This is a genomic window from Legionella massiliensis (genome assembly GCF_000756815.1).
GTDB lineage: Bacteria > Pseudomonadota > Gammaproteobacteria > Legionellales > Legionellaceae > Tatlockia > Tatlockia massiliensis.
In genome coordinates, this window is sequence record NZ_CCVW01000002.1 from 894,473 (window position 1) to 918,468 (window position 23,996).

Below are 23,996 nucleotides of genomic sequence, written 5' to 3' on the forward strand. Positions count from 1 at the left end.
GGATGATTATTGCTTATTTGAGTAAAGAAACCTTACAGGCCAACGAAATCAATGAAAGCAATTTATCGTTGCTAAAAGAGGCCGTATGGATTGACCTTCTCCGCCCAACAAGGAGTGAAGAGTTAAAGCTGGAAAAACAATTGGGATTGAATATTCCTACACGTGAAGAAATGCGTGAAATTGAATTATCCAGCCGTTTGTATAAACACAAAGATGCCCTGTTTATGACCGCAGCAATGATTGCTCAATCTGAATCGCCTGATCCTAAGCAGGATGCAGTGACCTTTGTCCTCACTAAACAGCAATTAATTACTATCCGTTATATCGAACCCCAGGCCTTTAAATTATGCATTTCTCAATTGCATAATTTTGATTTCATCCATAACGATGCAGCAACAATACTCATTGAACTATTAGAAGCGACTATTGATAGATTAGCTGATATCTTGGAATTCGTCGCTCATCGCCTTGAAGACTATTCCAAGCTCATTTTCAGATCCGACTCGTCAGGTGGGAAGCCAAATTATCAGAATATGATCCAAGATGTAGGGACTAATGCGGATCTAAATACCAAAGCACGTGAATGTCTGGTTACCTTTAGCCGCTTAATTCCCTTTTTTGGCCAATCAATTGGTGCGCAACTTGATAATGAGGGACAAACAAGATTAAACACCCTAAGTAAGGATATTGGCGCTTTAAGTGATCATGCCAGCTTTATTTCCTCGAAGGTCAATTTTCTTTTGGATGCGACCTTGGGAATGATTAATATTGAGCAGAATGCGATCATCAAAATTTTTTCCGTCGCCGCGGTTATCTTCCTCCCCCCAACCCTGATCGCAAGCATTTATGGGATGAACTTTCATTTTATGCCAGAGTTGAACTATAAATGGGGATATTTCATGGCTATTGGCCTGATGTTTTTATCTGCCCTGCTTCCTTATAAATATTTTAAGCGTAAAAAATGGCTCTAAGAGCCATTTTATTACTAAGTCGCAGCAGCAGGTGAAGGTGTTCCAGCCCCAAAAAAGCTTAATATTAGAAGAACGACAAAAATCACTATAAATAAGAAAAATAGAATTCTTGCAATATCGACAGCTGTCGAAGCAATGCCTCTAAAGCCAAAAAGGCCGGCAATAATTGCGACCACTAGGAAAATTAAAGCCCACGTTAACATGCCAAACTCCTTTTTGTTTAAAAAAGTCCATTTATTTAATACTAGGCTGAAGTGAGGTATTTGTAAAATGAAGAGCTGTACGGAACAAGAATGAACAACCCCAAAATAGGCACTAATTCCCGCGATCACCCCCATAGGTACCTACGCACTTTTAGGTATTTGTAATGTCACGTCCCTCCTTGTCTCAACATTAGGTCATCCAGAGCGCAGCGAAGGATCTCCGGGATTAGCACAGCGCCCCATTCAGGAGATCCTTCGCTGCGCTCTGGATGACGTGCCTTAGGGGGACAGGGCTCACCTATTACAAACATTTGTGTAGATACCTATGGGTCAAGCCACAAGAATTCGGAATAATAAAATGGAAAATCAGGCTATTTTTTATCTTTTCTAATAAAACCAAGCGCTTTAAGACGATCTGCTATCGCTGGATGAGTAGAAAAAGCGGAGCTAAAGGATTTCACTGGGTCGATACTAGAGGGATCAAAAAGGTAAGAGGCTTGTCTTATCTGTTCATGGGCAGTATTGCCATATTCATCAGTATATTGTGCTGCATTGTCCTCATGATCCTGACTAATCTTAAGCAGGGCTCGCGCCATCGGCTCATTATCACGCATTAATTGTACCGCTCCTGAATCCGCCATATATTCGCGCGTGCGACTTAGGAAGAGGGTTAAAACAACAGTTAATAAGGGTAAAACATAGCGAAGAATGATAATAACCATGGCCAGTTGATTTTGATTCCCCCGACGATCATCCCTGCGGCTAAAAACCATCGAATAGAACAAAATATCAATGACGATCAATAAAATATTTGAAAGTACTGCGACCATCAGAGTCAATTTAATATCGTGATGACGGATATGACTTAATTCATGTGCCATGACCGCCTGTAGCTCAGCACGATCCAGTTTTTCCATCAAACCACGGGTTATGGCAACCATGGCCGATTTTTCACTATAACCACTTGCGAAAGCATTCATATAATTTGCTTCAATAATATAAACCTTGGGCATAAAACTCAGGCCGGCAGCAACCTTCATTTCTTCAACCACGTTATATAATTGTTTTTCTTGCAGACTTTGCGCAGTTTCTGGCGTAATTTCCCGCGAATCGGTCCCTAGCAGCATGATGGTGTCGTACATCGCATAGGTGATCATTAATGAAACAGCGGCAATCCCAGCCATTATCAGCGTTGCATAGGGCGTTACTTTGAGGGTCGCTAAAGCAAGCAACAATTGGCCTAATGAAGCCTGGGGATACTGCGAAGAGATAACGACGGCATCAACAACTAAGCCGACAGCAATATAAATTCCCAGGAAGAGCGCAATAACCCAGCGGGTTTTGCGCTCATTTTGCTTGAGTTGCTCACGCCAATTGCCTGCTGAAGCGTGATAGTCTGAAAGTGCCATGGGTTATACTCAAAATTTGACAGTATAATCTTCTCGAACCTTGATTTGCTCCTCAGGCAGAGACCAGTACTCAAAGGCTTTGTCTAATTTATCACGGAAAAATCCAACAACCATGGATTCAAAAAATGACTTTTTCTTTGCCTCATAACGCTCAACACTATCGTTATAGGCTTGCTTGGAATAAGCCAATTTGTTTTCGGTGTTGACGATTTCTTCCTGTAATTGTAAGACGTTCTGATTAGCTTTCAGATCAGGATATTGTTCAAAAACAACATTCAGATTAGAAGCAATCTGCGAAATACCGTTCTCTGCGGCGATTTGCCCTTTTTCATCGCCAGCAGCTTTTGCAGCCTGAGCTTGATTACGCAGAGCCACCACATCTTTCAGCGTAGTCTGCTCATAATCCATGTACTTTTTAACGGTTTCGATGAGCGATTCAAAAACCTTATAACGACGGTCTAATTGAATATCAATCTGTCTCTTGTTGTTGTTAATTGCCTCAATTAAAGCAATTAAACTATTGAAGATCCCAATTGCCCAAAAGAGCAAAAGTACGGCTAACACCAAAATCCCAATTAGAAAGGTACTCATTGCTTTTATCCTTTTTAGTCGTTCAACTATGTTATAGCCTGAAAAAGCTAGAAAAATCAAATTCTGGTGTTCACTGCAGTGATTTTCAATTATTTTACTAATAGTTTGTTTATTATTCACAAATGAAAAGCTAGTATAACTAAATTCCTGCAACTTTGCTGTGGGAATAAAACCATAACCAATAGAAGAGAATATCTATGAATAAAAATATTAACTTTCTTGCCGGTCTTAGCTTAATACTTCCTGTGGTTGGTTACTCACAGACTTACAACGTGATAAATCAATCCGGTTACCAGGTGCAAATAGTGTCTACCTGTACTGGAGAAGGGGCAATTCCCTATGATTTGTCAAATGATAGAAATTATGGGATTCCACCTTGCAGCTCAAATGGAAAACTTAAGGTTACAGCCCAGATTACAACCATGCCATCTACGGTAGTGAGTTGTATCGAAGCAGATTTTAACGGTTCTGATATGACTCAATATGAATACACCGTAAAATCAGCATCAATGCCCCATCGTATAGAAGCTGTTTGCTATAAAAGCGGCGAGCACAATTAGAAAGCCCTAACACTCCGTCATCCTCAGGCAACCCGTCATCCCGAACATAGTGAGGGATCTCCGGAACTAGTACTATGCCTCATACTGGAGATGTCTCACTGCGTTCGACATGACGTACGTCTTTGGGAGTGCAGTGAAGGATGACGGGCTTTACTAGATTTAGATCTTATCAATAGCCGGCCATAAATGATAAAAATGATGAACAGGACCATTCCCCTCACCAACCTTATCATCCTTTGCCGCCTTAATAGCCTTGGAAATATAGTGTTTTGCGACGTGACAGGCATCGACTAAGTCAAAGCCAAGTGCGCAGGCTGCAGCAATAGCCGCCGATAAGGTACATCCTGTGCCATGGGTATTTTTCGAATCAATCCTAGCACTTGTGAACCACTGGCTTTCACCTTGTCGATTCAATAGAAAATCACTCGCTTGATTATCGGACAAATGCCCGCCTTTTAGCAGAACAGCATTTGCGCCAAATTCTAGTAATTGGGCAGCAGCTCTAGGCATATCATGTCCTGAAACAGCAGAAATCCCTAGCAAAGCCTCAGCCTCCGGTAAGTTAGGGGTGATTAGAGTAACTAAGGGGATAAGCTGTTTTTTCATAGCAGCGAGCGCATCAGGCATTAATAGCAGATCGCCACTTTTGGCAACAAGCACGGGATCAAGAATGATAGGAATCTCTTGGGCATAGGGCTTGAGAAAATCAGCAACCAGCTCAACGATTTCTGCCTTAAAAAGCATACCAATCTTAATGCTATGAGGTCGGATATCACTAAAAATAGCCTCTAATTGTTCTTCTATCGCCTGCAAAGGTAATTCATAGCAAGACTTAACACCTCGGGTATTTTGCACAGGCAAAGCAGTTAGGACTGTCATTCCATAGCAGCCAAAGGCTGAAAAAGTTTTTAAATCAGCCTGAATCCCGGCGCCACCGGAACCGTCAAACCCAGCAATCGATAAGGCCTTATGTTCCATACTCATTTATTCGATCTCCATCTTGCTTATTTCATTGGAATAATCAGCAAAGAAGGCCCAATCGGGTTTGAATAAGGCATTTATAAACTGCTGCCGAAAGGTTCCTGGTTCTTGAGTTCGTTGCTGGCTTTGTTGGCCACATAAACCAAAATAGGCCGTTGCTAACAGAGAGTCTTTATAAGCATTAGAACCAATCCCAGCAAAGGCGGCAATTACCGCAGTGAGCGTGCAGCCCATACCAGTAATTAAGGGCATCAACGCAGAGCCGAAAGGCAGCTTAATCGTCGCTGTCCCATCAGTAACCAAATCAACGGGGCCGCTTACCACCACAACATTCCGCAAGGTCTTCGCCAATTTCTTTGCAGAAAACGCCGCCTGGTCAACCGTGCGTGAGGCCTCCACTCCCTTTGTTTCCCCTACTTCATCAGCCAGGGCCAAAATTTCACTAGCATTGCCGCGGATAATATCCGCAAAGGGTAGCAAGGATTTGGCAGCCTCTGTGCGAAGACGACTAGCACCGGCACCTACTGGATCAAGAATAATTGTTTTATGCTGTTGTTTGGCCAAACTTGCAGCATAACGAGCCCGTTCACAAAAGGGCTGATCAAGAGTACCGAGATTAATATAGACCGCTTGGCTTATTGCGATTAACTCTTCAAGCTCATCCCGAGCCTGGGACATCAAAGGGGCAGCACCGAGTGCTAGCAGGCTATTGGCCATTAAGTCCATAGTTACAACATTGGTTAAGCACAGCACAAGGGGCTTAGACTGACGCAGAGATGTTAAGGCTATCTCTAATTCTTTAACCAGGTTCATTATTTTTACTCCTGTCAACGAAAGACCGTAATTCAGCAGCCATAGCAGCGGGATTGTCTGCTTCATGCAAGGCACCAATAACAGCAACACCTTGAGCACCAGCAGCCATTACTTTGCCAAGATTTTGCTGATTGATACCACCAATTGCGATTAGCGGATGTATTGAGCGCTTAGCCAGAGATTGAAGACCATCGAGCCCCCAGATTGTGCGAAGATTGGTTTTATGACTAGAGGGAAAGACTGCACTGGCAGCAACATAATCGACCTCGCAGGCATTTGCCCTTGTTAGGTCGTCTTCGCTTTCAATTGATAAGCCGATGCACTTATCAGGACCCAAGCGCGCTCTGGCGAGAGCTGGTGATCCGTCTGTTTGCCCTAAATGAACACCATGGGCATCAATTTCTAATGCAAGCTCAAGATTATCGTTGATAATCAAAGGAATTTGATATTGATCCAAGAGCTTTTTTAGTCTGGATGCATAGTCAAGCAAAAAGAAAGGCGAAGCATCCTTCTCGCGCAGTTGTACACTACTAACACCTGAAGTGACGCATTTTTCAATAAATTGCAAATAGGCGTCTAGTGGCTGCGCTTGACGGTGGGTAACCAGAATAAGCTTATATATTTCTGTTGTCATAACTTCCTTAACTACAAGGAAGGAGGTGCAACCAAGGTATTATGACCCGCGCAATAAGACCTATCACACTCCCTCCGCAGGTATTAACCAGAGCAGGTTGTAAGGGTTTTTCTCAGCCTTGCTACAAAAAGCAAAGCACCCCCGGCGATAAAAACGAACGTTGTACGGGACAATCTCCAAAAAGATTCGAATTCCCGCGGCTTGATCGCGGGACCTACCGATGGTCAAGCTACATGGACCCCGCGGGGATTCGGAACAGCTAAGAGAATTTTCATCACGCACAAAGCAAAACGGACTAAATCTAAAATAAGGATAAACAATTGTCAATTTATCAATGCTACAATAGCGAAGAAGAAAATATTTATATTATTTAAACAATGAGCCCCAAAAAACACCATATTCTCATCATTGACGATGACAAAGAAATCACCTTACTCATCAGCGATTACCTAACTCAGCATGGTTATAGAACAACCTGCGCCTACAATGGTAATAACCTGTCAGCCTTGTTGCGTGAAAATAACTTTGACCTGATTATTCTGGATATCATGATGCCAGGAAGCGATGGCCTCAGTTTGTGTAAACTCATTCGCCAATCTCATGATGTACCGATTTTTATGTTAAGCGCGGCTGATAGTACCGCCGATCGTGTTGCTGGGCTGGAGTTGGGGGCAGACGATTACATCACCAAGCCCTTTAGCGCGCGTGAACTCTTAGCGCGGGTCAAGGCACAGTTGCGGCGTACCAGTGGTGAATTACAATCAAACAGTAAACGCTTAAGCCCCTTGAATAAAATTCAGTTTGCCAACTGGCAACTCGATAGAGAAACCCATTGCCTAATCGATGAGGATGAAATCGCTATTTCACTCAGCCAACGTGAATTTGATTTACTTGTTATTTTTTTAGAGCACCCAGGCCGTATTCTAAGCCGCGATCAGCTATCTGATCTTTTATACGATAGAGACTGCGATCCCTTAGATCGCTCAATTGATGTACTTATTGGTCGCTTACGTAAAAAAATCGAAGTCGACCCCCGCAATCCCCTGTTGCTAAAAACCATCCGCGGTGGTGGCTATCAGCTAAAAACTCAAGTGAACTCATGAATAAATTAACAGCCTCAGCACGCAAGACTTATGCTTTGCTCATTACTGGCAATCTCTTGCTTTTAGTTGCCTGCATAGTTCTCACCCAATACTTTCTCTTTGCAGCCCTAAAACCTGTTGTTCCGCCCAAGACCGTGCATTCAATCATCAAACTGGTTCATCGTTTACAATCGCAACCCCCAAGCAAATGGCCAGGCTTATTACAAAAACAAACCATCCCCTGGTCGAAGATGACCCTGTCAGCAAGCCCACTCTATCCTGATAATGCCTTATTAAATTTAAAAGCCCCCATTGTCTTTGACTTGATCAAACAACATAAACAAGTCGAACTTTCTGTGTTTATTAAACAAAACTCCTGGCTCAATTTCAGCCTGCTTCCCCCGCAACACGATCATACTAGCCTTAATGCAGCCCTAACAACGGCTCTTTTAGGTCTGCTCTTCGCGTTATTTTTAATCAATTACTGGGCGGTTAAAAATTTAAATCAGCCGATACAGACCTTGAGTCAAAGTCTTATTTACAGTGAAAGCCAGGAAAATTGGCTACCTATGCCAGTAACGGGAAGTGTTGATCAGAAAATGCTTTTAACTCAGATTAATACCCTGCAAGCAAGAATGTCTAAACTTTTACAAAATAGAACGCAGGTTGTCACAGCAATTTCCCATGATTTGCGTACACCTTTGACTCGTTTAAAACTACGTATGGAATATCTAAGTGATAACCCACATTTCGCAAAAATGATGAATGATATTAATGACATGGAAATGATGATTCGTGAAACCCTGGATTATTTTAAGGATGCTCATGATGAAAAAATGCAACGCTTTGATTTGGTTGCTATGTTGCAATCACTCTGTGAAGATGCGGCTGATTTAAATCTTGATGTTAAATTTAATTCAAATGCGGAGAAATTAATTTACTCTGGCTCTGTTAACTTACTCAAACGCGCATTTTCCAATCTGATCAATAACGCTCTTTTTTACGGTAATCAGGCTTTAGTTACCATTGAAAAAACCAAAGAACAAATTGAAATTTCCATCGAAGATAATGGCGCGGGATTGCGGGAATCAGAACTCGAGCAAGTTTTCACCCCCTTTTATCGCGGCGAAAGCTCTCGCTCCAGAGAAACCGGCGGCACGGGCTTAGGCCTTACAATCGCCCGGGAAATCATTCAGCTTCATCAAGGAAAAATCAGCCTGACCAATCGTGTACAGGGTGGTTTAAAGGCTCAGGTTAGCTTCCCCCCTTGTTGAAATGAGATAGCAACTATTTTATGATTTAGGACGATCACATAAGTAAACGGATTTTCCCATGTTAAAAAAAACCTTAGGGTTAGCTCTATTTTCGTTTTGTGCCTCATCCCCCTGTTTTGCTGATGATAACCCACCCCCATCAAGTTACATGCCTGTCGTTGAGAAAGAAAGTTTCCAAACTGTCATGCAGAGGATGTCAGGGCAAAAGCAAGCGATTAACGACAAACAGAAAGAGCTGCTTAATCAGCGTTATGATCTGAGCAACAAGCCATCAAAAGATGCGACCATGTCGAATGGTAAACCAATTCAGGAAGGGGTGCGCGTTAAGTTGCCGTCGGGTACTGACTGGAATAGCCTAGCAAAAATGACCGCTGAGCAGATTAAAGAAAAAGGATTATTTCCGCAGGGCTTTCTCCCGCTACCCCACCCTAACCATGCAGAAGGTGGCATGCTGTTTCCTAAATTTGCTATCGATGAGATTAATAAACAGGAAAATCGCGATCTAACCCGTTTTGACCTCGATTTTGATATTCCTGATCATTTCCTCCCACCCTATCCGGCGCCTATTTATCTGACTACCCGTCCAGATCTCGGCGATGTTTCTCAGGGAAAACTGGTTACCATCGAAAATTATTATGACTTATTCAATGGCATATTAAATCCTAAACAATTGGAAGGTCTGCGCTTATTAGTCACCCCCTTCCCACAGCAGCAATATAACCAAACTACGGATCGCCGTACGGTTGCGCCTAGCCGCGGTGTCGCTTGTTTAGACTGCCATGCAAACGGCCATACTAACAAGGCAACGCATTTAGTAGGCGATATTCGTCCGCAGGAATTCCGCCATCGTATTAACACCCCAACTCTGCGCGGTGTGAATATTCAACGTTTATTCGGTTCACAGCGTGCGCTGAAGAGTATCGAGGACTTTACTGAATTTGAGCAAAGAGCAGCTTATTTTGATGGTGACCCGGTTATTGCCACCAAAAAGGGAGTCAATATACTGGAGCGCGGTAGCCAGGTGCATTTCATGGCGGAGTTTCAAGAGATTCTTGATTTCCCTCCAGCACCCAAACTGAAATGGGATGGCAAACTGGATCGCAGCAAAGCAACTCCTGCTGAATTACGCGGCCAGGACTTATTTTTCGGTAAGGCACAATGTTCAACCTGCCATACACCACCTTATTATACTGATAACACGATGCACAATTTGCAAACAGAACGTTTCTATAAGCCTCAATTGATTAATGGTATGAAGGCAGTGGGTGATGGACCGATAAAAACCTTCCCTCTTCGCGGCATCAAGGATTCTCCCCCTTACCTGCATGATGGCCGCTTGCTAACCCTAGCTGATACTGTAGAATTCTTTAATCTTGTTTTGGAGCTGAAACTCAATGAACAAGAAAAACAAGATCTAACTGAGTTTATGAAGGCGCTTTGATTTTTGCTCTCCCCTGGTTAGCTAGGGGAGATGCAGCAACAAAGTAATGTGATAACGAGCTTTAAGAAGTAGATTATGAAAAAATTAAAATTTTTACCGCTGTTAGGCGCTGCTTTACTTGCATCTTGTGCAACTCACGAAAATATGGATATGGTCACTGATGATGCCGGTTATCCACATTACACCGTACAATACCAAGATGATACCCGCGGCCAATCAGTGTTCCCTATGCAACGGGAAGCAACTGGCAAAAAACTTTTTATCTTTGATCCCAAGGCTGGAGCCTGGGCTGCCTATGATGCCCAAGGCCACCGCGTAATGACCGGTAGTGCCTCTGGTGGTATGGATTACTGCAAAGATATACACCAGGGTTGCCGTACAGTGACTGGAACCTATGCTGTTTTCGATAAGAAAGGCCCAGATTGTACATCGCATGAATACCCAATCAGAGCAGATGGTACAGAAGGTGGGGCGAAGATGCCTTATTGCATGCACTTCTACCAAGGTTATGCAATCCACGCCGCTTATGAAGTCCCAACCTACAATAGCAGTCATGGCTGTATCCGCGTTCTACCGGGTGCCGCAAAATGGTTGCATGATAATTTCATCGATGTAGGAACAACTGTTATTGTTCTGCCCTATAGTTCTTAATCAGGCAGCACTAGATCCCGCGGTCAAGCCGCGGGATTTTGAGTGTTCCACTTCACCTAATCCCGTCATCCCGAACGTAATGAGGGATCTCCGTGATTAGCACTATGCCACATTCAGGAGATGTCTCTCTACGCTCGACATGACGTACGTATTTAGAGCCCGCATGGCAGTTATACTACCTGTGCTCAGGATGACGGGATCAGGAGTAAAAATCCCACGAGCCCCCACCCTGATAGAGTTGAACAAAAAATCAACACCAACGAATTATAAAAAAATACCTTTTACGGTATAATCGCGAAAATTTTTTTGTTGCAGAGGAAAGTGAAGGATGAAATATCGTCCACATGTTGACGGGCTAAGAGCCATTGCTATTTTATTTGTACTGGTATTCCATGCTGGCTTGACTTTATTTCCCTCTGGCTTCATCGGTGTTGATATTTTCTTCGTTATTTCAGGTTTTTTGATTACAGGAATTATTCATAAATCCCTACAAAATAACAGTTTTTCCTTTGTTGAGTTTTATAATCGCAGGCTTTGGCGCTTACAGCCTCTTTTTATTTGCCTGATTGTGGTAACGACTCTGCTGACCCTGCTTTTTTACATCCCCGAAGACTTAGTTAGTTTTGGTAAGAGCGCGCGCAAAACCTCCCTTTTCCTTTCTAACCAGTATTTTGAACGAGTAACGAAGGGTTATTTTTCCGAAAAAGCTGATTTTTTGCCCCTCTTACACACTTGGTCACTATCCATAGAGTGGCAATGCTATTTAATCCTGCCTATTGTCATTTATCTGCTACATCGTCTTGTTGGCAATCGATACATCTCGAAGGTTATTTATCTACTCACCGCTGCATTGTTTGCCCTATCTCTGCATTATTCAGCCATTATGCCGGAGAAAACCTATTACCTGTTTTTAAGTCGTATTTTTGAGTTTTTTATCGGCTCTTGTACTGCACTGGCACCCAGACGTATTAATTGGAACAAGTACCTGGTCAATCTGGTGAGTATTGCAGCCCTGCTCAGTCTATTTTATGTGGCAAGATTGTCGAATATCAGCCTTGGTTTTCCTAACTGGTATACCCTGGGTCTATGTATAGCAGTAGCAATCCTTATCCGCTCAGGAGAGTATGATTCGCAACCACTCAGTGTCTATTTACTTTCACTGAAGCCAATCGTATTCATAGGCTTACTCTCTTATTCCTTGTACATCTGGCACTGGCCTGTTTTTGTAACGATTCGTTACCTCAATTTCGAGGAAACTTCGACAGTGTTAATCCTTGCCTTTGTCTTGATAATCATTACAGCTTATCTATCCTGGCGATTTATTGAAAAGCCTGCACGCAAATTAAATAACACTAGATTTGTTTATACCTTTGCCTCTTTATTGCTTTTACCTGCGCTACTTTTTCATTTCAGTGACTATGAAATTAAAAAATACCAGGGCTATCCTCAACGCTTTGAAGACACAACAAGGATCTACACGCTTCTAAATAAATACTCTACAAGCCTTAGACCCTATTGCTTGCGTAATCTTGAGAAAGCGAATACTGAAATTAGAAACGACTGCCTATTGGGTGCCAATAACTCTGATAGTCGCAAAGGTTTCATGATTGGCGACTCCTTTTCAAATCATCACTGGCAATTTATGGATTCCTTTGCTAAAGATGCGAACCTTTCTGTTTTAGCCCATTCAACAGCCGGCTGTTTAGCTTTACCTGGCATAGCACAATATGACTGGCTAGAAGGTCTCAATGGGGTTTATCAAAGCTGTTATGATCAAAACTCGCTTTACTACAAAATGATTAAGGAGAATCATTACGACTTTGTCATCATTGGACAAAACTGGGCTGGTTACCTGGCACCTAAGATTATCAATAATGTCGATGATGAACGTTCGGTGGAACTATCAAAGGAACGCATTGAGAAAGCGGTTGATCAGGCTTTGCAACTCATCATTGACTCTGGCGCCCGTCCTGTATTCATCAAATCGATAGCCTTGCCCTCGCTTGATGATAATCCCCATGATTGCTTTTTTAAGCATATAAAACGGCGAGTGGCTTACAAACCCGAGCAATGTGATTTTAACTTTGACCCAAAGAGAGACGAATGGTTTGACCAGCTATTTGCAGAAATGCAAAAGAAATATAGCCAACTGATTATTATTGATCCGAGGAAGGTTCAATGTATAAAGGGAGTATGTAAGGTAGATATCAATGGGGTTCCTGTATTTCGTGATCTAACACATCTTACGGATTATGCGTCTCATTCTTATGCTAAATCGTATTTGAAGCGCTATAAGAATCCATTGGTGGGTGAGCAGCCTGGATAATACATCATCCTGAGCAGCCCCAGCTTCCTAAAGAACTTCCAATATCCAAACCCTCATCCGCCCTCCGGGCACCTTCTCCCTAAAAGGGAGAAGGAACGACTCGATGTTTCCCTTCGCTCCTCAGGGGAGAAGGTGCCCGAAGGGCGGATGAGGGGTTGCGGTGCCCGATTACTGACAAGCGGTGTGAAGATGGCAGGCTACGATTTCTTCAGTAAAGGGCGCAAAAACTGTCCAGTATATGAACCCTTAACTTTGGCAACCCCCTCAGGTGTTCCTGTTGCAATAATTTGTCCGCCTTTCGAACCACCTTCAGGACCCAAATCAATAATCCAGTCAGCGGTTTTTATTACATCCAGGTTATGCTCAATAATGACCACTGTATTGCCCTGTTCACGTAAACGGAATAAGACCGATAAAAGCTGCTTAGTGTCGTGGAAATGTAAACCAGTTGTGGGCTCATCCAAAATATAGAGGGTATTTCCGGTATCTCGTTTTGATAACTCACGCGCCAGTTTAATCCGTTGCGCCTCCCCGCCGGATAAGGTGGTTGCGCTTTGTCCTAAACGAATATAGGACAGGCCAACATCGATCAGGGTCTGACATTTTCTCGCTAAAACGGGAATAGCATCAAAAAAAGTTCTGGCGTCTTCAACTGTTAGATCAAGGATCTCATGGATATTTTTTCCCTTGTATTGAATTTCCAAGGTTTCCCGATTGTAGCGTTTGCCCTTGCAAACATCGCAAGAGACATAGATATCAGGTAGAAAATGCATTTCAACCTTGATTAGGCCATCGCCTTGGCATGCTTCACAACGCCCGCCACGTACGTTAAAGCTAAAACGCCCGGGTTGATAACCTCGAGCCCTTGCTTCTGGCGTACCAGAAAAGAGTTCACGAATGGGAGTAAAAATCCCGGTATAGGTTGCCGGATTAGAACGTGGCGTGCGGCCAATTGGGCTTTGATCGATATCAATAACCTTGTCGCAAAGCTCCAACCCTTTAATTTCTTTGAGTGCTCCTATCGTGAGAAGGTTAGCACGGTTTAATTTATTCGCTGCAATTGGGTATAAGGTATCGTTAATTAAACTTGATTTGCCTGAACCTGAGACACCAGTCACGCAGGTTATCAAGCCTAGTGGAATACTAACGCTAATATTCTCCAGGTTATTGCAAGACACTCCCGTCATATGAATCATCTTTGCCTTATCAATTGCAGTGCGCTCAGCAGGCACTGCAATAGCCTGAGTACCCGCAAGATATTGCCCAGTCAATGACTCTGAATTAGCCATAATCTCATTTGGTGTTCCAGAGGCAACAATTTTACCACCATGCACCCCGGCACCAGGCCCTACATCAAGCACATAATCAGCCGAACGAATGGCATCCTCATCATGCTCCACAACAATAACGGTATTACCCAAATCCCGTAAATGCAGCAAGGTTTTTAATAGGCGATCATTATCACGCTGATGCAAACCGATAGAAGGTTCATCAAGAATATACATCACACCAACCAGGCCTGAACCAATTTGACTTGCCAGGCGAATACGTTGAGCTTCTCCTCCAGACAAGGTCTCAGCACTGCGAGCTAAAGACAGATAGTCCAAGCCCACGTTGACTAAAAAGCCTAAGCGTTCGGTAATTTCTTTATTAATTTTTGCTGCAATTTCACCACGATAGCCTGTTAACTCCAGGCATCTGAAAAATTCATAGGCCTTTTCTATAGAATAGGCGCTAATCTCTGGCAAATTTTTATCATCAACAAAGACATGACGCGCCTCCTCACGTAAACGCGCGCCCTTACAGGATTGGCAGGGGCGGGAGGATAGATATTTCGCTAATTCTTCGCGGATCATCGTTGAATCAGACTCATGGTAGCGACGCTGCATATTGGGAATGATCCCCTCAAAAACATGCGTTCTGACCATGTAATCGCCATGTGACCGTTGATAATTAAATTCAATCACCTCTTTGCCACTACCATAGAGCACAACCTCGCGCATTTTTTCGGGTAGATCGCAAAAGGCTTGCTCAATATCAAAGTCATAATGCCGCGCCAAGGACTCCAACATGGGGTAATAATAGGTCGTTTTCTTGTCCCAACCACGAATCGCACCTTCAGCTAAACTAAGGGTTACATCATGTACTACGCGCTCAGGATCAAAATATTGGTCAACACCCAAGCCATCACAGGAAGGGCAAGCACCCATCGGATTATTAAAGGAAAAAAGCCGCGGTTCTAATTCACTTAAACTGTAGCCACATTCCGGGCAGGCAAATTTTGAAGAAAAAACAAGCTCAGGAAATTCACCATCAACCGAGGCAATAACCGCCAAACCCTCAGCACGGTTCAGCGCATTTTCAAAGGATTCACTTAGACGCTGGGTTAAATCGTCTCTTACCTTGAAACGATCGACAACAACCTCAATCGTATGTTTTTGCCGTAAGGACAATTTTGGCGGATCGTCTAATTCATAGATTTCACCATCAATTCGCGCCCTAACATAGCCCTGAGCCTGCAACTGTTGTAGTAACTGCACATGCTCTCCCTTGCGTTCACGAACTACGGGAGCCAGAATCATCGCTTTGGAACCTTCTGGCAGGGTCAAAACCTGATCAACCATTTGACTGATCGTCTGCGCATGCAAGCTCACGCCATGGATAGGACAGCGTGGTTCACCGACACGAGCAAAAAGCAGACGCAAATAATCATAAATTTCGGTAATAGTGCCAACTGTCGAGCGCGGGTTATGTGAGGTCGCCTTTTGCTCAATGGAGATAGCCGGTGACAAGCCTTCTATTGAATCAACATCCGGCTTCTCCATCATCGATAAAAATTGCCGGGCATAGGCGGAGAGCGACTCAACATAACGTCGTTGTCCCTCAGCATAGAGGGTGTCAAAGGCTAGGGAAGATTTTCCAGAACCTGAAAGGCCTGTAATAACGATTAATTGATTACGTGGCAATTCCACGTCGATATTCTTGAGATTATGGGTTCTTGCACCGCGGATACTGATGGAATGCATTATGAGTCATACTAGAGAAATGGTCGATTATAGTGGATTAAACAACTTTTAGCTAATGTGCTATACTCCTGCGACAGTTACCAACAAGTCATGATGATGCGTTCCTTTATAAATTTTCTGATTAGTTCAATCCTCCTTTTCAGTATCGGTTTAGCGCACGCGGAAAACAATCTGAAAGAAATTGAGAAAAATATTAGTGATTCAGTAATAACCACTAAAATTACAGCAAAATTCACTAAAAATACGGCACTTAATCCACTCAAAATCCGTGTATCAACCAATAACGGTGTTGTTACACTTAAGGGCAATGTCAATAACAAGCAAGCCTTCGTTGATGCCTTAACTCTGGCGAAACAAACCGTAGGAGTAAAAGCCGTAGAAACGGATGATTTAGCAATTAAACAAGTCAATACTGCTCTAACCGACACCTATATTACAGCAAAGGTTGAGGCGGCGGTTTTAAAAGCTAAGGTCTTTGATGATGAATCTATTCCCATCGTCGGTATCAATGCAACTACAAACAATGGCACCGTAACGCTTTCGGGCAAGGTTAAAACCGGTAAGTCTATTATCGCTATAATCAAACGGGTCAATGCGGTACAAGGTGTAAAAAAGATTGTTTCAAATTTGCAGGTTAATAAGGATGTTACATGAGCCCCCTGACTCGCTTTAAGTTTTTTCTTTGGTCCTTTGGCCACTTTAAGGTGCCATTAATAGGCCATTTAAGACCTAAGCTGATTCAACTTGACGATAAACACATTGTCGCCAAACTACCTCTTAGTCGGCGTAGTAAAAACCACTTGAATTCAATGTATTTTGGTGCCCTTGCAGTAGGTGCAGATTTGGCCGGCGGCCTGCACAGTTTCTATCATGCTGATCGCGCTAAGCTGAAGGCCTCTGTCGTTTTTAAATCATTTCAAGCACAATTTATTCGACGCCCTGAATCAGATGTTTATTTTGTTTCCGAAATGGGCGATGTAGTAAAGGCAATGCTTGATGAATCGCAGAAAACTGGAGAACGCATTAATAAGCCTATTAAAATTAAAGCCTTTGTGAACTATCCTGACAATCCAGAAGAGGTTGCTGATTTTACTCTCGAGTTATCCATTAAGGTTCTGACTAAGATAGAGAATGAATAATAAAAAAACATTTCGCTTTGTAATTCCTGGCGCTCTTATTTTTGTTTATGCTGTAGTTCTATTTTTGATTTTTAATCTCGAGCGAACCATTGATTTCACTCCCTTCTATATTTCTATCAAAGCACTTAGTTTAGGCTTTAACCCTTATCCACTCTCTAAAACCTTACCCGCTAATTTAAACCCCCCAATTTTTCTCTACGTTTTTTACCCTCTGGGTTTTTTTGAATATCGTACAGCGATAATCATATGGTCACTTATTTCGATTAGCTTAGGATTTATTGGTATCCGCCTTATGTTCATGCATATTTTTTCAGAAAAATTCCGTCAAAAATATGGTTTGTCTTTATATTGTATTTATTTTGGATTTTTTCCGATTTTAATGGACATATCTATCGTTCAAGTAGGCTCTCTCCTGCTCTTTGCGGTGATGCTTGGTTATCATTATTATTTGCGCCAAAACGACTATATTGCTGGGATATGTTGGGGCTTCATTATTTCGCTGAAACTCTTCCCTGCTCTGTTATTTTTCTTTATGTTAAAACAGAGGCGTTACAAAGTATTTTTTATTACGCTTGGCGTATTTCTTTGCGCATTATTAATCCCTCTGCTTTTCCATGGTCCTACGATTTATAAGCAATATCTCACGATGATGTCTGTTATCTATTGGTATGGTGACAGTTGGAATGCTTCGATATACGGTTATATTTTTCGCCTATATCTTGATTTAAAACATCCGGGTCAAAATGTTGTGCCGGTTTATATAGGCTACCTCATTTCTTTTGCGATTTTACTTCCCTGTTATCTCTATGCCATGGGTCCAAAGGAGATAAGAGGAGAAAAAAACCAAGTTAACTATCAACCCTTCTGCCTTACACTAGCGATGATGATCTTTTTGAGTCCTTTTGGCTGGCTTTATTATTTTCCCTTAATAGTTTTTCCGCTGATGCTGACCGGCATTGCTACTTTTAACAGAAATTATAAAACGCTTATTCCACTCATAGCCTGGACGGCATGTTTTCTTCTTCTTAACTTTCCACAGGGCTATATCTTGGGCAGACAAATGCAGAATTTTACGCAGAAGATAGGCCTCTATTCATTCTCATTTTATGGTTTGGCTATACTAGTTATTCTCGTTTGTTGCAAACGAAATTTGCCAGGTCAAAATGAACCTAATATCAGCCTAATGCTTCAAAATGAAGATAAACGCAGATTTCTACTGATAAATCTTGCCTCTCTTGCCTTCGGTATAGCAGCTCCACTCAATAGCTTTTTGATTCGTTTATCGATGGGGGGTGCAGGGAGTTATAACTTGAAAGACTTGTATCCACTACTTGGGCAATCCTAAACGATGAGCAAAACAATCCTTGGCCTGTTTTTCAGTTTAATCTTCATTATTACCTATTTTTTGCTCACCTACTTCACTGTGATTTCACCACCAATAAAGGATTTTACTTCCTTTTACGCAGCCCTTGTAAACCTTGCTGAAAATAAGACTCCCTATACACAATTAGTTAGTAGCTTCTTGCCTACACCTCAAAAATTATCGCCCAATTTAAACCCTCCCATTGTTTTAGTTCTGTTTAGCCCCTTAGCAAAATTCTCCTATTATACAGCGCTAAAAATATGGGTTTTCCTTAGTTTTATTTTAGGTTTATTTGGCGCTGGCCTCGCCTTTTATTACGCCATAGCAAGCAACGATCTAAGAAAATACTGGCCTGTTTTATATCTCTTTTATCTATCCTTATTTTCAACAATGATGAACATATCAACGATTCAATTTGGCGCCTTTTTACTTTTTTTTATCATGCTTGGCTATCATTTTTATCTTACAGAAAGACATCTTACTGTAGGCTTATGTTGGGGCCTCATTATTTCTTTTAAATTTTTTCCTGCATTGTTATTTTTTTTCGTTATAAAGCAGGGCAGGCTAAAGGTGTTTTTTGCTATGCTAGCAACAACAATTGCAGCCTGCCTTATCCCCTATTTACTCTATGGTCAATCTATCTACCTTCAATATATGGAAATGATGTCTCAGGTGTTTTGGTATGGCGATAACTGGAATGCTTCTATTTTCGGCTATATCTATCGATTATTTATCAATATTCATAATACAAAGAAGCATTTAATTCAGTTAGAAATTATCTATCTCATCCTACTTTTTACTGCCTTAATCTGGTACTTAAAGAAATTAGGGGCTCAACAATCTGGACAAATAAATCATCAGCCCTTTTGCCTGACTTTAACAATGATGCTCCTGATGAGCCCTTTCGGCTGGCTTTACTATTTTCCGCTCTTGATTTTTCCTCTAGTTTTAACCGGTATAACCACAGAGAAATCCAAACGTCATTTCAACAGTGACATACTTATTTGGCTTGTTGTTTTATTTTTTATTAATGCCCCACAAGACTATATTATGAGTAGGCAATTACATGGTTTTCCTGAGAAATTTTTCTCCGCATCCTGCCCTTTTTATGGATTAATTTTATTCAATTACCTCTGTGCAAAACAACAACTTCTTTCTGGAAAAAACGAAATAAATCCACCGAGAAATAATAGATCTTCTCTTGCAATTGCCTCCCTTATTTTAATCATCGGAATGCTCACAACTTCTTTAAGATTTATTGCCCATTTGCATTAAAAAATGAATGATTGACAAAGCCAACCTCGCGGTCTAACGTTTAATAAAAGAATACCCCTATTTTTTTTGATAGCGAGTTAAGCCAAATGATTGATTTAACTATCCATACCCAGCCAGATGACGAGAGTTGTGGTCCTACCAGTCTACATGCACTTTATAGATACTATGGTTTGAATATTGAGCTTGAAGAAGTCATTAAAAGCGTAGAGCGTTCTCACTCGGGAGGCACTCTTGCTGCCTTGTTAGGAAAGCATGCGCTAGAGCGCGATTTCTCTGCGACTATTTATGTTAACAATGTCAGTATTTTTGACCCCACTTGGTTTGATATTGAACATGGCGAGTCTTGTGGATCTAATCTTTCTGGTAAATTAATCGCCCAGATGCAACATAAAACCGATGCGAATTTACACCAGGCTAGCAATGCTTATCTGGATTTTATAAAACTAGGGGGACAAGTACGCTTTCACATCTTAACCGTGGCCCTCCTGAAAAAATATTTTGCCCAGAAGATCCCAATACTGACCGGCCTAAGCGCTACCTATCTTTATCGCTCTGCCCGAGAACGCTTTGACGAGGGTAAGGCTGTTTTTGATGACATTCGAGGTACACCTTGCGGTCATTTTGTTGTACTCTGCGGTTATGATGATTCAAAAAAACATGTGGTTGTGGCTGATCCTCACTGGGCGAACCCAATTTCACGTAACAATTATTACAAGGTAAGTTCTAATCGTTTAATTAATGCTATTTTGCTTGGCGTCTTAACTTATGATGCCAATTTACTGATAATTCAACCTAAAAGAGCCTTTAATGCAAACAATTATAGTAACGGATGACACAACTAACTGGAATTTTCTAAGCCCACTAGCCAATATAGTGAACGCCACCAACTACTTATCTAAAGAAGAATACCACCAGTGTGGATCCCTGAGAGTGATTAATCTCTGTCGATCTTATAACCATCAAACGATTGGCTATTATGTCTCCCTGCTTGCCCAAGCACGTGATCACAGAATAATTCCTTCTGTTGATAGCATTCAGGATGTCTTAAGCAGTAGTTTATCCAAGTTTATTTCACAAGATGTGGATGATGAAATTCAGCATAGCTTACATGACATCAAAACAGATGAATTCATTCTCAGCCTTTATTTTGGTCAAAACATGGCTAAACGCCACGCAACTCTTGCTAAGAAGCTACATGGACTCTTTCCACTTCCCCTGCTAAGGTTTAGCTTTGAAAAGAAAAAACAATGGCGCATCAAAGAGTTAAAAATATTATCCTTTGAAGATATTCCCGCACACCATATTGAATTCTTGCAAGAAGCAGCAGAAAGCTATTTATCGAAAAAGCGCTTTCATCACTGGCGCAAAAAGCAGCGCTTTCATGATCTGGCAATTCTTGTTGATCCTGCAGAACCTAATGCGCCTTCGAATAAAAAGGCCCTCGATATCTTCGCTGATATTGGTGAGTCGATGGGATTGAATGTTGACTTTATAGAGAGAACCGATAGCAAGTCCATTGCAGAATATGATGCTCTCTTTATTCGCGCCACAACCTCTGTCAATCATTACACCTATCGCATGGCAAGGCGTGCTGAACAAGAAAATCTTGTGGTCATAGATGATCCACAATCCATTGTTAAATGTAGTAATAAGGTTTATTTAGCTGAGCTAATGCGCAGCCACCAGATTTTGACACCACCAACTACCTTTATCAGTAAATATGACAAAGTGATTCCTGAGATTGAATTTCCTTGTGTATTGAAGCGGCCTGACTCTGCTTTTTCTCATGGTGTCATCAAACTTGAAGATGAAAAAGCCTTACAAAAATCATTGACGCAATTCTTTAAAATCTCCGATTTGGTGTTGATTCAACCCTTTATCCCCACAGAATATGACTGGCGTATTGGTGTTTTAGACAATAAACCCATTTTTGCCTGCCGCTATTTCATGGCAGAAAATCATTGGCAAATTTATAACTGGGATGCCATGAATGAAAAAATAGTTGAGGGAGATCATGAAACTATGCCCCTTCACGCAGTACCAGAAGGCGTCATCAAAACCGCTTTAAAAAGCACTCGATTAATTGGTGATAGCCTCTATGGCGTTGATATTAAAAGCCACGGTGATAAACATTATGTTATTGAAGTCAATGACAATCCCAACATTGATTTTGGCGTCGAAGATCAAATTCTTGGTGAGTCGCTTTATGAACAAGTGATGACTGTCTTTTTACAACGAATTCGCAGGAAGCATGGTTATGTCTGATTATTCTCTTTTTTCTGTACTGGGCATTGAAATTGAATACATGCTTGTTGATAGAGACAGCCTGAATATACAACCCAAGAGCGATCTGCTCCTCAAAGCTTTAGCAGGCGAGCAAACCAACGAGGTTGAACTCGGAGAGATTTCTGCCTCTAATGAATTGGTCATGCATGTCCTTGAATTGAAAAACAATGGACCTAAGCCACCGAAGGCACCTATTGCCGAGCAATTTCAACAAACCATCGAAAAACTGCAGCCCTTGCTTAAGCAATATAACCTGCAACTATTGCCCACTGGCGCTCATCCTTGGATGGACCCCTTAACCGAAACTAAACGCTGGCCGCATGGCAACATGGCTATTTATCGCCAATATGACTCTATTTTTAATTGTGAAGGGCACGGCTGGGCGAATTTGCAAAGTATGCACGTCAATCTACCCTTTGCGAATGATAATGAATTTAACCAGCTTCATAATGCAATCCGGCTGATACTGCCTTTATTACCGGCTCTGGCAGCATCAACCCCCTTCCTTGATGGTCAAAAAACCGGGCTAAAAGATTCACGCCTTTATTTTTATGGTAAAAACCAACAGCGCATTCCTTCTATTAGCGGGAATATCATTCCTGAATTTATCCAATCGGAAGCGCAGTACCAGCAAGAGATCTTAAAACCGATGTATGAGGATATTAAACCCTATGATCCTGAGGGAATCTTGCAATATGAATGGCTTAACTCCAGAGCAGCTATTCCCAAATTTGATTATAAGGCAATCGAAATACGCATTTTGGATTCACAGGAATGCGTACAAGCAGATATCGCTATAGCCCTTGCTATACATGCAATCTTAAAACACTGGCAAACTAATTCTCACTACTATCTGGAAAAACCTTGCGATAGTAATCGCTTGCGAGCAGTTTATGACCAGGCATTAAAAGACGGCTTAGCACTGACTGTGGACGATGCAGAATTATCGGCACAATGGCAGTTACCTAAGCGTAAAATGACCGGCGCTGAGTTATGGTCGCAGTTGATTGAACGTGTCAGCGCTGACCTGGACAATACCAGCCAACGCGCTTTGGAATATATTCTAAGTCAGGGCAACCTAAGTGAACGGCTGTTACGCGCCTGTGGCAATGACTATTCCAAGCAAACCTTAAGCCGCGTTTATCGGCAACTAAGTCATTGCCTCCTCAACAACCAATTATTTAATCCATCATGAAAACAATTGAACTTGTTTTAAGTTGTGAACATGCAGTGAATACCGTTCCTGAGAACTACCAAGCGCTTTTTGCTCCCTATCAGGATTTGCTGCAAACACATCGCGGGATTGATTTTGGTGCCTTGTCTATCGCCAGCGGGATGAGTAAATATTTCAACTGTGATTTTGTGCAAGCTGAGACCACGCGCTTATTAATTGATTGCAACCGTAGCCTGGCAAATCGCCAATGCTTTTCGGAGGTTACAGCCCCCCTTTCTCAAGAAGAAAAAAATCAACTCATAGAAAAATACTATTTGCCCTTTCGCCAACAAGTCGAGAAAAATATCAGAAAACATATTCAACAGGGTAAACAAGTGCTTCATATCTCCGTACACAGTTTTACACCTATTATGAATGGCGTCACACGCAAAGCTGATCTAGGTTTGCTCTATGATCCCAAACGCAGTATTGAGAAAACGATTGCTCGCCAGTGGCAGCAGCAACTTAGACAAGACGCCAGAGAGCCCCTGCAAGTTCGCTTGAATTATCCTTATCGCGGCATTAGTGATGGCTTCACTACAGCATTAAGGAAAGCATTTAGCGACAAGGACTATGCGGGCATTGAAATTGAAACTAATCAAGCTTTGGTCAACGCTCCAAGCTTCCTGGACTATTGGGCAAATTTATTATCTAAGAGCTTAAAACACTTAATGGAGCACAACTAGTAATAGGTTCCCCCCTTCCGCCATCCTGAGCGTAGCGAAGGATCTCCGGGATTAGCACAGTGCCACATTCAG

General features: G+C 42.0%; 22 protein-coding genes and 1 riboswitch. Of the genes, 15 read left to right on the forward strand and 7 right to left on the reverse strand.

The annotated features are described in order from the left end of the window. Positions 1 to 2: 2 nt before the first annotated feature. The gene (gene corA, locus BN1094_RS11040) at positions 3 to 971 is read left to right on the forward strand and encodes a magnesium/cobalt transporter CorA (RefSeq protein ID WP_052403253.1); all 969 of its coding nucleotides are present in this window, start codon (positions 3 to 5) and stop codon (positions 969 to 971) included. 14 nt (positions 972 to 985) lie between these two features. Here the strand turns inward: corA and BN1094_RS11045 are convergent, their stop codons facing one another. The 3 genes from BN1094_RS11045 to BN1094_RS11055 all read right to left on the reverse strand — a co-directional run bounded on the left by BN1094_RS11045 (position 986) and on the right by BN1094_RS11055 (position 3,174). Continuing rightward, the gene (locus BN1094_RS11045) at positions 986 to 1,174 is read right to left on the reverse strand and encodes a DUF1328 domain-containing protein (RefSeq protein ID WP_043874435.1); all 189 of its coding nucleotides are present in this window, start codon (positions 1,172 to 1,174) and stop codon (positions 986 to 988) included. A 371-nt stretch (positions 1,175 to 1,545) separates the two neighbouring features. Then, on the reverse strand, positions 1,546 to 2,583 hold the full coding sequence (gene htpX, locus BN1094_RS11050; RefSeq protein WP_043874436.1) for a zinc metalloprotease HtpX: 1,038 nt from the start codon (positions 2,581 to 2,583) through the stop codon (positions 1,546 to 1,548). A gap of 9 nt (positions 2,584 to 2,592) precedes the next feature. Next, positions 2,593 to 3,174, reverse strand: a complete 582-nt coding sequence (locus BN1094_RS11055) for a LemA family protein (RefSeq protein ID WP_043874437.1) — start codon at positions 3,172 to 3,174, stop codon at positions 2,593 to 2,595. 197 nt (positions 3,175 to 3,371) lie between these two features. Here BN1094_RS11055 and BN1094_RS11060 point away from each other — a divergent pair, with 197 nt between their 5' ends. Next, a complete protein-coding gene (locus BN1094_RS11060; RefSeq protein ID WP_043874438.1) occupies positions 3,372 to 3,734 on the forward strand; it encodes a hypothetical protein in 363 nt (120 codons plus the stop codon). Between the two features lie 159 nt (positions 3,735 to 3,893). On the opposite strand, the gene thiD is transcribed toward BN1094_RS11060, so the two are convergent. From thiD to thiE, 3 genes are read right to left on the reverse strand one after another with little or no spacing between them, the layout of a single operon-like run. Beyond that, positions 3,894 to 4,712 carry a bifunctional hydroxymethylpyrimidine kinase/phosphomethylpyrimidine kinase gene (gene thiD, locus BN1094_RS11065; protein WP_043874638.1) on the reverse strand — a complete coding sequence of 273 codons (819 nt, stop codon included), beginning with the start codon at positions 4,710 to 4,712 and terminating at the stop codon, positions 3,894 to 3,896. Between the two features lie 6 nt (positions 4,713 to 4,718). Then, entirely contained in the window at positions 4,719 to 5,528 is an 810-nt protein-coding gene (gene thiM / locus BN1094_RS11070) for a hydroxyethylthiazole kinase (RefSeq protein WP_245614298.1), read from the reverse strand. Continuing rightward, entirely contained in the window at positions 5,515 to 6,162 is a 648-nt protein-coding gene (thiE, locus tag BN1094_RS11075; RefSeq protein WP_043874439.1) for a thiamine phosphate synthase, read from the reverse strand. Before thiE ends, thiM begins: the two co-directional genes overlap by 14 nt. Positions 6,163 to 6,213: 51 nt before the next feature. Further along, positions 6,214 to 6,315, reverse strand: a riboswitch (TPP riboswitch). Positions 6,316 to 6,539: 224 nt separating this feature from the next. Here thiE and BN1094_RS11080 point away from each other — a divergent pair. From BN1094_RS11080 to BN1094_RS11100, 5 genes are all read left to right on the forward strand, one after another. Beyond that, on the forward strand, positions 6,540 to 7,265 hold the full coding sequence (locus BN1094_RS11080) for a response regulator transcription factor (RefSeq protein WP_043874440.1): 726 nt from the start codon (positions 6,540 to 6,542) through the stop codon (positions 7,263 to 7,265). Further along, complete coding sequence (locus BN1094_RS11085) at positions 7,262 to 8,518, forward strand: sensor histidine kinase (RefSeq protein ID WP_043874441.1); 1,257 nt, start codon at positions 7,262 to 7,264, stop codon at positions 8,516 to 8,518. Before BN1094_RS11080 ends, BN1094_RS11085 begins: the two co-directional genes overlap by 4 nt. 58 nt (positions 8,519 to 8,576) lie before the next feature. Then, entirely contained in the window at positions 8,577 to 9,959 is a 1,383-nt protein-coding gene (locus BN1094_RS11090; protein ID WP_043874442.1) for a cytochrome b6, read from the forward strand. 75 nt (positions 9,960 to 10,034) lie between these two features. Beyond that, positions 10,035 to 10,610: a L,D-transpeptidase gene (locus tag BN1094_RS11095; protein WP_043874443.1), complete on the forward strand. Its 576-nt coding sequence runs from the start codon at positions 10,035 to 10,037 to the stop codon at positions 10,608 to 10,610. A gap of 328 nt (positions 10,611 to 10,938) precedes the next feature. Further along, positions 10,939 to 12,936: an acyltransferase family protein gene (locus tag BN1094_RS11100; RefSeq protein WP_043874444.1), complete on the forward strand. Its 1,998-nt coding sequence runs from the start codon at positions 10,939 to 10,941 to the stop codon at positions 12,934 to 12,936. A gap of 197 nt (positions 12,937 to 13,133) precedes the next feature. Here BN1094_RS11100 and uvrA read toward each other — a convergent pair whose 3' ends face one another. After that, a complete protein-coding gene (uvrA, locus tag BN1094_RS11105; protein WP_043874445.1) occupies positions 13,134 to 15,962 on the reverse strand; it encodes an excinuclease ABC subunit UvrA in 2,829 nt (942 codons plus the stop codon). A gap of 93 nt (positions 15,963 to 16,055) precedes the next feature. On the opposite strand from uvrA, the gene BN1094_RS11110 reads away from it, so the two are divergent. The 8 genes from BN1094_RS11110 (at position 16,056) to BN1094_RS11145 (ending at position 23,924) form a co-directional block, all read left to right on the forward strand. Then, positions 16,056 to 16,616, forward strand: coding sequence for a BON domain-containing protein (locus tag BN1094_RS11110; protein ID WP_245614300.1), 561 nt, complete (start codon positions 16,056 to 16,058; stop codon positions 16,614 to 16,616). Next, positions 16,613 to 17,101 (forward strand): PaaI family thioesterase, encoded by a 489-nt coding sequence (locus BN1094_RS11115; RefSeq protein ID WP_043874446.1) that lies wholly within the window; start codon positions 16,613 to 16,615, stop codon positions 17,099 to 17,101. Before BN1094_RS11110 ends, BN1094_RS11115 begins: the two co-directional genes overlap by 4 nt. Then, positions 17,094 to 18,446, forward strand: a complete 1,353-nt coding sequence (locus BN1094_RS11120) for a glycosyltransferase family 87 protein (protein ID WP_052403254.1) — start codon at positions 17,094 to 17,096, stop codon at positions 18,444 to 18,446. The genes BN1094_RS11115 and BN1094_RS11120 overlap by 8 nt, the downstream gene beginning before the upstream one ends. A 3-nt stretch (positions 18,447 to 18,449) precedes the next feature. Continuing rightward, complete coding sequence (locus BN1094_RS11125) at positions 18,450 to 19,739, forward strand: glycosyltransferase family 87 protein (RefSeq protein ID WP_043874447.1); 1,290 nt, start codon at positions 18,450 to 18,452, stop codon at positions 19,737 to 19,739. Positions 19,740 to 19,825: 86 nt separating this feature from the next. Continuing rightward, on the forward strand, positions 19,826 to 20,572 hold the full coding sequence (locus BN1094_RS11130) for a C39 family peptidase (RefSeq protein ID WP_043874448.1): 747 nt from the start codon (positions 19,826 to 19,828) through the stop codon (positions 20,570 to 20,572). After that, entirely contained in the window at positions 20,547 to 22,004 is a 1,458-nt protein-coding gene (locus tag BN1094_RS11135; protein ID WP_043874449.1) for a RimK family protein, read from the forward strand. Before BN1094_RS11130 ends, BN1094_RS11135 begins: the two co-directional genes overlap by 26 nt. Then, the gene (locus BN1094_RS11140) at positions 21,997 to 23,220 is read left to right on the forward strand and encodes a carboxylate-amine ligase (protein ID WP_043874450.1); all 1,224 of its coding nucleotides are present in this window, start codon (positions 21,997 to 21,999) and stop codon (positions 23,218 to 23,220) included. Before BN1094_RS11135 ends, BN1094_RS11140 begins: the two co-directional genes overlap by 8 nt. Next, entirely contained in the window at positions 23,217 to 23,924 is a 708-nt protein-coding gene (locus tag BN1094_RS11145; protein WP_052403255.1) for an N-formylglutamate amidohydrolase, read from the forward strand. The genes BN1094_RS11140 and BN1094_RS11145 overlap by 4 nt, the downstream gene beginning before the upstream one ends. Positions 23,925 to 23,996 lie beyond the last annotated feature (72 nt).

What these genes read in the sequence shown, in the direction of transcription:
- BN1094_RS11125 (WP_043874447.1), top strand. Translation starts at nt 18,450, where the DNA reads ATGAGCAAAACAATCCTTGGCCTGTTTTTCAGTTTAATCTTCATTATT.
- BN1094_RS11135 (WP_043874449.1), top strand. Translation starts at nt 20,547, where the DNA reads ATGCAAACAATTATAGTAACGGATGACACAACTAACTGGAATTTTCTA.
- BN1094_RS11060 (WP_043874438.1), top strand. Translation starts at nt 3,372, where the DNA reads ATGAATAAAAATATTAACTTTCTTGCCGGTCTTAGCTTAATACTTCCT.
- thiM (WP_245614298.1), bottom strand. Translation starts at nt 5,528, where the DNA reads ATGAACCTGGTTAAAGAATTAGAGATAGCCTTAACATCTCTGCGTCAG.
- BN1094_RS11045 (WP_043874435.1), bottom strand. Translation starts at nt 1,174, where the DNA reads ATGTTAACGTGGGCTTTAATTTTCCTAGTGGTCGCAATTATTGCCGGC.
- BN1094_RS11090 (WP_043874442.1), top strand. Translation starts at nt 8,577, where the DNA reads ATGTTAAAAAAAACCTTAGGGTTAGCTCTATTTTCGTTTTGTGCCTCA.
- BN1094_RS11115 (WP_043874446.1), top strand. Translation starts at nt 16,613, where the DNA reads ATGAGCCCCCTGACTCGCTTTAAGTTTTTTCTTTGGTCCTTTGGCCAC.
- BN1094_RS11110 (WP_245614300.1), top strand. Translation starts at nt 16,056, where the DNA reads ATGATGCGTTCCTTTATAAATTTTCTGATTAGTTCAATCCTCCTTTTC.
- BN1094_RS11095 (WP_043874443.1), top strand. Translation starts at nt 10,035, where the DNA reads ATGAAAAAATTAAAATTTTTACCGCTGTTAGGCGCTGCTTTACTTGCA.
- BN1094_RS11145 (WP_052403255.1), top strand. Translation starts at nt 23,217, where the DNA reads ATGAAAACAATTGAACTTGTTTTAAGTTGTGAACATGCAGTGAATACC.
- BN1094_RS11120 (WP_052403254.1), top strand. Translation starts at nt 17,094, where the DNA reads ATGAATAATAAAAAAACATTTCGCTTTGTAATTCCTGGCGCTCTTATT.
- BN1094_RS11080 (WP_043874440.1), top strand. Translation starts at nt 6,540, where the DNA reads ATGAGCCCCAAAAAACACCATATTCTCATCATTGACGATGACAAAGAA.
- BN1094_RS11100 (WP_043874444.1), top strand. Translation starts at nt 10,939, where the DNA reads ATGAAATATCGTCCACATGTTGACGGGCTAAGAGCCATTGCTATTTTA.
- uvrA (WP_043874445.1), bottom strand. Translation starts at nt 15,962, where the DNA reads ATGCATTCCATCAGTATCCGCGGTGCAAGAACCCATAATCTCAAGAAT.
- thiE (WP_043874439.1), bottom strand. Translation starts at nt 6,162, where the DNA reads ATGACAACAGAAATATATAAGCTTATTCTGGTTACCCACCGTCAAGCG.
- BN1094_RS11130 (WP_043874448.1), top strand. Translation starts at nt 19,826, where the DNA reads ATGATTGATTTAACTATCCATACCCAGCCAGATGACGAGAGTTGTGGT.
- BN1094_RS11140 (WP_043874450.1), top strand. Translation starts at nt 21,997, where the DNA reads ATGTCTGATTATTCTCTTTTTTCTGTACTGGGCATTGAAATTGAATAC.
- BN1094_RS11085 (WP_043874441.1), top strand. Translation starts at nt 7,262, where the DNA reads ATGAATAAATTAACAGCCTCAGCACGCAAGACTTATGCTTTGCTCATT.
- BN1094_RS11055 (WP_043874437.1), bottom strand. Translation starts at nt 3,174, where the DNA reads ATGAGTACCTTTCTAATTGGGATTTTGGTGTTAGCCGTACTTTTGCTC.
- corA (WP_052403253.1), top strand. Translation starts at nt 3, where the DNA reads ATGATTATTGCTTATTTGAGTAAAGAAACCTTACAGGCCAACGAAATC.
- htpX (WP_043874436.1), bottom strand. Translation starts at nt 2,583, where the DNA reads ATGGCACTTTCAGACTATCACGCTTCAGCAGGCAATTGGCGTGAGCAA.
- thiD (WP_043874638.1), bottom strand. Translation starts at nt 4,712, where the DNA reads ATGGAACATAAGGCCTTATCGATTGCTGGGTTTGACGGTTCCGGTGGC.